2 protein-coding genes are annotated in these 6,057 nt (G+C 64.4%); both read right to left on the bottom strand.

Translation table 11 applies throughout. The features are described from left to right. Positions 1-49 precede the first annotated feature (49 nt). Positions 50-2,023 carry a ParB/RepB/Spo0J family partition protein gene (locus tag VR863_RS07590; RefSeq protein ID WP_324827859.1) on the bottom strand — a complete coding sequence of 658 codons (1,974 nt, stop codon included), beginning with the start codon at positions 2,021-2,023 and terminating at the stop codon, positions 50-52. A 104-nt stretch (positions 2,024-2,127) separates the two neighbouring features. Next, on the bottom strand, positions 2,128-6,057 hold a 3,930-nt coding region (locus VR863_RS07595), incomplete at its 5' end, for a strawberry notch family protein (RefSeq protein WP_324827860.1).

Below are 6,057 nucleotides of genomic sequence, written 5' to 3' on the forward strand. Positions count from 1 at the left end.
CCGAGAGGGACGGGCCGCCCGCCGAGTGACCTGGACCTGTCAGGAGGGGTCAGGCAGCCTGCTCGGCAATCTCGTCAGTTTCTTCGGCGTTGACCGCCTCGCCTCCTTCGTGGTCGGTCAATTCGACTTCTTCGGAACCGGCAAAACGCATAAATGTCGGCACCCAGGCCTGTGCCCGTTCTTTAATCTCAGCCTCTCCGATGAAGTTGCCGGAGAAGATGCGCTCGGCAGCGCTCGCCAGTTCGGCCTTCTTGGAGGCTGCATAGCGACTGACCAGTTCGGGACCGCCGGCGGCATCGAGCGCCTCGAGCGTGCGGGCCTTAGCCACCCGGTCGAAGTAGTTGTTCGCCGTGGGACGCCACCAATGCGCGGTCTCGATTTCGAGCAGCGAGCCGAGCGCCTCGTGCATCGGCACCGAACGCTCGCCTTCGCAGGCAAGACTGGCAACGAGTGCACGCGAGACGACATGACCAAGCCAGGCCGAGCGCGCCTCGTCGGTAAGCGCACGGAACCTGGCAAACCGCTCGACATCGCTCTCGCCAGCACGCCAGCTTTCATCGAGCGACCCGGCAAACTCGGCCAGAGCAGCGCTCGCCGGCGCATCCTTGGCCTCAAACCCGGTGACCGGGCCGGACGCCACCGGACCGACCAGCGTCGACGCCTTCCTGACGCGCCAGTCATGCCCATCGGCATCGGCAAGCGTGAAGACCATGAAGTCGAGCGCTAGTGCCGGGTCGTTGGCGAGATGGATTGCCAGGATGTCGCGGCGTTGCATCGCGAGCTCGTCGAGCAAGCGCTGCGACAGCGAGCTGCCCTTGGGCTTCGCCGTTCCGCTGTCCTCGACTGCCTCGATAGGACCTTCTTCGGTGATGACCTCGGTCTCCGTGTAGTACTGCGGGACCAGTGTCGGTTCGCCATTGCGCGAGAGGACGAGGAAAGCACCAGCTTCGGATTTCAGCGCGTCGGCAAGCACCGGCGGCCGATCATTGAGCGCGCGCATGGCGCGGTCGATCACCACGAGTTCCTGTTCCGCCTTGGCCACCTCGTCCTCGTCGCTGTCTTCGTCTTCGAGCACGGCGGCGACGCGGTCGTAGCCGGCCTCAAGTTCGCTGAATTCCTGCACTTCCTGTTCGGTCATCGGCGCAGGCTCGCAGGGCAAACGAGCGAGACCTTCAACAAGGTCGTGGCTGACATAGTTCCCCAGCGTCGGGCGCACCCAGGCAAGGCCATATTCGAGCGCGGCCTTTTCTGCGGCTTCTTCCATGGCCTTGTGCGCGAGGTCTTCGAGCAGCGCGATATCGATCCAGCTCTCGCTGGCATCGTCGTCGAACAGTTCGCGTTCGATCCGGCCACCCGCAGTCAGGTAGGCATCGCGTCCGACTAGAACCGCTCGCGGATCGGAGCCACGAACGGTTGCGTCGAGCACCATGCGCCGGATCGTGTCGGGCGTGATTTGGTACCAGGCGTCCTGCAGCTCGGCATAGACATGCGCTTGGCGCTCCACGTCGGAGATCGCGCCGTAGGCCTTGGCCATATCAAGCGTGATCGTGCCTTCGGCGAGCGCTTCGAAGACGCAAGGCGCGAGAGAGGCTAGGCGCAGACGTCCTTCGACGAACCGGACGGTGAGGCCGAAGCGGCGCGCCACGTCTTCGGGGGTAGCCCCTGCCTCGATGATGGAAGCGAAGGCCTGCGCCTCGTCAGCGGGGTTCATCGCGAGACGCTGAAAGTTCTCGGCAAGGCTGGCCTCGCGCACTACGCTTTCCTCGCCTTCGATGACGAGGCAGGTAATTTCGTGGTTTGCGGGCAAGGTGCCCTCTTCGGCCAGCGCCTGCAGCGCGGCGAGACGGCGACCGCCGGCCTCGACTTCGAACTTGCCGCGCTTTCCTTTGCGCACGACAAGGTTCTGCAACAGGCCGCGCGCAGCGATGTCTGCCCGCAGCTGGAGGTCGGCCAGCACGTCGCTCGACTTGCGAACGTTACGCGGGCTCGCAGCGAGCTTCTTCAAGGGAATCGACTGGATCATGGGTGTTCTCCTGATGGAATGAAGGCGCAGGTGAGGATCACGAGGCCCACAAGCCCAAAGGGCTCCCTCCACTCTCATTCTGAGATTGGGGTCTGCTCGAGGGATCAGGCGGCTAGCGCGGGAAGGATCAGAGAGGCTCTTGATACCGGGACGAACAGCCGCGTGCGGTAGCGGATGATCTCGGTGAAGCAGCCTTTGCCCTTGTACCAGTCGAGCCGATCGGGCGAGAATCCGGTCAGTTCAAGGCGCTGTTCGCCGCCCACCAGTGAGCGCTTCACGGTGAGAGGATCATGGCTCGCGAGGCCCAGCGGTTTGCCGCTGGCGAGGACGAGGTAGCCGATCTGGTCTGGCGCCGGACCGGTAACTCCGGAAAGACCAAAGGTATCGGCAATCGCAGCGAGATCGATATCGAGCACTTCGCGACCGATGATCGACTGGCCGTCCTCGGCAACGAGCCGGGTGACGCGGACATGATCGCCGGGGAGGCGTTTCCAGACCGGCAGCAGTAGTCCGGTGGCGAGATGGACGCGCTCGGTCACCGGTGAAGCGGCGGCCGCCTCTTCCTCAGCCCGCCAGGCGCTCGTGAACGCGGTGACGCCAATGTCTTCCCAGTGGCTTTCAGCAAGTGCCTGAAGTGTCCAGTTCGCGGACTTGAGCGGGCGCAGCAGGCGGCGACGTTCGATCACGGCCCCATCGTCGGCGATCAGGCGCCGGACAGGAACCGACAGCGCGACCTTGCCCGAGCGCGCATTGTGCATCGGGATCGCGTGTGGGCTGCCGATCTCGTGCATCCGAACGAGGCGTTGCAATCGCAGAGGCCGAAGGTGCCTGGTGACTTCGAGCGAGACGAGGCGGGTCTCGGCTCCGGTCACGGGGTCGGTGCGCAGGTGTTCATCTGCCAGGACGGTAAAACGATCGACCCTGACGGTTTCCAGTCCCTGGTCGAACGTTCCGGCCTCGCGCGCGGCTTCGATCCGTGCTTCGACAAGGCCGAGATATTCCTCGAATATGGCGTTCTGGAGCGCGATCGGCAGCGCGAGGATGCGGTTCAGCCAGCGCTGGATCGTGGGGAGATTGTCGGTAAGCCCGCCATCGGGGTTTTCAAGGCGCAGCCCGGTCCTTTGAACGAAGTTGCCGAAGCTCGTGGCCTCGAGCTTGCCGTCATAGAGCAGCTGGAACCAGCGGCTGAGCGCGTCGCGCGCATAATCACTTTCGAGATTGTCGGCCGGGTCGAACAGGTTCTGTCCGCCGGTCTGGCGCTGGCCGCGCGTAAGCGCGCCCAATGCGTCGAGCCTTCGCGCAATGGTCGAGATGAACCGGCGTTCTCCCTTAACGTCGGTCGTTACCGGCCGAAACAGCGGGGCCGAGGCCTGGTTGGTGCGATTGGTGCGGCCGAGCCCTTGGATGGCGTTGTCAGCGCGCCAGCCCGGCTCGAGCAGGAAATGAACCCGGCGCTGCTGGTTCCGGCAGCCAAGGTCGGCATGGTAGGATCGCCCCGTCCCGCCCGCATCCGAGAAGACCAAGATGCGCTTGGTCCCTTCCATGAAGCTTTGCGCTTCGGCGACATTGGCGCTGGGGCTTCGCCGTTCGAGGCATTGCTGACCATCTCGGCCCAGGACCAGCCTGCGAGTCCGGCCTGTGACCTCGGCCACGGCTTCGGTGCCAAAGTGCTCGATAATTGCGTCAAGCGCAGTGGCGATGGGCGGCAGTGCGCAGAGCTGCTCGATCAGTACATCGCGCGCAGCAATGGCGCGCGGGCAGAAAACGGGATTGCCCTCCTCGTCGCTCATCGCCTCGGAACGCAGGTTTCCGTCCTCGTCGGCGAAGACCTGCATCAGGCGCACCGGGAAGCTTTTGACGAGGTAGTCGATGACATATTCACGCGGGGACAGATCGATATCGAGCGCTTCGCGTTCTTCGTTGGAGAGGTCGGCGAGGCGCCGGTCGAGCATAGCCTCGGCGGTCGAGACCAGCTGCACTACGATCGAATGGTTTTCGCCAAGCGCTGCTTCCATCGCGGGAATTACGCTCGGCAATTTCATCGAAAGCAGGAGTTGGGCAAAGAAGCGCTGCTTGGTACCTTCGAAGATCGACAGTGCCGCAGCCTTGGCGTTGCGATTGAGCGTATCGCCGCTGTCCTCGTCGACCACGCGGGTTGCTTCGAGCGCCGCTTCGAGGTTGCGGTGAATGATCGCCCAAGCATCGGCATAGGCATCGTAGATCCGTACCTGTGCTTCGGTCAGGCTGTGTTCGAGGATCTCGTACTCGACCCCGGCAAAGGACAGCGCACGGGCAAGGTAGAGCCCTTGTGCCTTGAGGTCGCGGGCGACGAGCTCCATCACCGCGACGCCGCCAGCGCGGATCTCGGTCACGAACGCCTCGTGGGTCGGGAAGGCGGTCTCGGGTCCCCACAGTCCTAGCCGGGAGGTGTAACCGAGATTGGCAATATCCGAAGCGCCGGTGGCAGACGCGTAGAGCACGCGGGCGCGCGGCAGATGGTTCTGTAGCCTGAGGCCCGCCATCCCCTGTTCGGAGCCCTCGACGTTGCCGCGGGTTGAAGAGCCCCCGAGGGCATTGGCCATGGCATGGGCTTCGTCGAAAGCGATCACGCCGTCGAAATCCTCGCCCGCCCAGGCAAGGATCTGATCGAACCGCGTATCCTCGGCGCGCCCCGACCGCAGCGTCGGATAGGTGACGAAGAGAATGCCTTCGGACATCGTCACAGGGTGGCCAAGTTTCCAGCGTGAGAGTGGCTGGAGATCGAGCGGCAGCCCGCCCAGCGCTTCCCAGTCGCGGCGCGCATCTTCGAGCAGCGCCTCGTTCTTGGTGATCCAGACATGGCGGCGTTCGCCTGCGAGCCAGCGGTCCATGATGACCGCGGCGATCTGCCGTCCCTTGCCCGCTCCGGTTCCGTCGCCAAGGAAGAAGCCTTGGCGGTATTCGTGACCATCTTCGCACAGTTCCAGCGCGGTGCCTTCCTGACTGACTTTGAACTGGCCCGGCAGGTTGCGCGCGAATGCCTGCGCAGCGTAGACCAGTGTCTCGCACTGCGCTTCGGACAGAAGGCCGTCGGCCTGCCAACCTGCGGGAAGGCGCGGGCTAACGTCCGGCTGGGGCGCCGCGACCGAACCCATGGCGACCGATTCCACGAGCGGGGTGGGATGGACCGGCGCATCCTCGAACGCGATACGGCTCGGCCTGTAGGGCAGGTAGATGCCGGTCTGTTCGGGTACAGGCGCAGGTTCGGCTAGGACCGAATAGGCAAGATTGGTCGCATTCGCTGTGGCTGCTGGTGTCGCTGCGAAAGGCGCCAACGGCCGGACCGGCGCGCGTTGGGTCGAAGTCTTGCCAACGAGGCGCACTGGCTTTCCGACTGACAGGCGATGGAGGCTGGCGGATGTTTGCGCGCGGCGCGGAAGCGCGGTGACAAGCTCGTGGAGCGCGATCAGGTCGCCGGTATCTCCGGTGATCGCTGGCTCAGGCGCAGAAGGCACCTTGTCGATCACGACCAGGCGAACGGCAATCCCCGTCCCTGTCCGGCGAAACATCTGCTGCAGGCGGACATCGAGCAGGAGCGATGCTTCGTCCTGTGCCTTGGCGAAAGCGGAAGCATCGAAGCCTTCGGGCATGATGGCGACTATCCTCACCCCATTTGCAGCCACTCGGATCGCACCGCGCAGGTGACGCATGGCGGTCTCACCGTCCTTGCCGCGTTCCTGGCTGCGGGCGAATGGCGGGTTCATCAGCACGACCGACGGAACAGGGCCGCGCACCAGGTCGGCGATCAGCTCCCCGTCATACGTGGTGATCGCGGCTGCGGGGAAGATGTGGCCGAGGCAGTCTCGTCTTGCCGGATCGATCTCGTTGAGGAGCAGCGAAGCGTTCTGGACGCTGCCCCAAAGCGCAAGGGCGCCATTACCGGCGGATGGTTCGAGAAGCGTGTCTTGCGCAGCAACTGCTGCGGCCTTCGCCATCAGCCAGGCCAGCATCGGCGGGGTCGAGAACTGTTGGAGCTCGACCTGTGCTTCGCTGCG

Origin of the sequence: Qipengyuania zhejiangensis (assembly GCF_035607565.1) — a bacterium.
In the GTDB taxonomy this organism is placed as follows: Bacteria; Pseudomonadota; Alphaproteobacteria; order Sphingomonadales; family Sphingomonadaceae; genus Qipengyuania; species Qipengyuania zhejiangensis.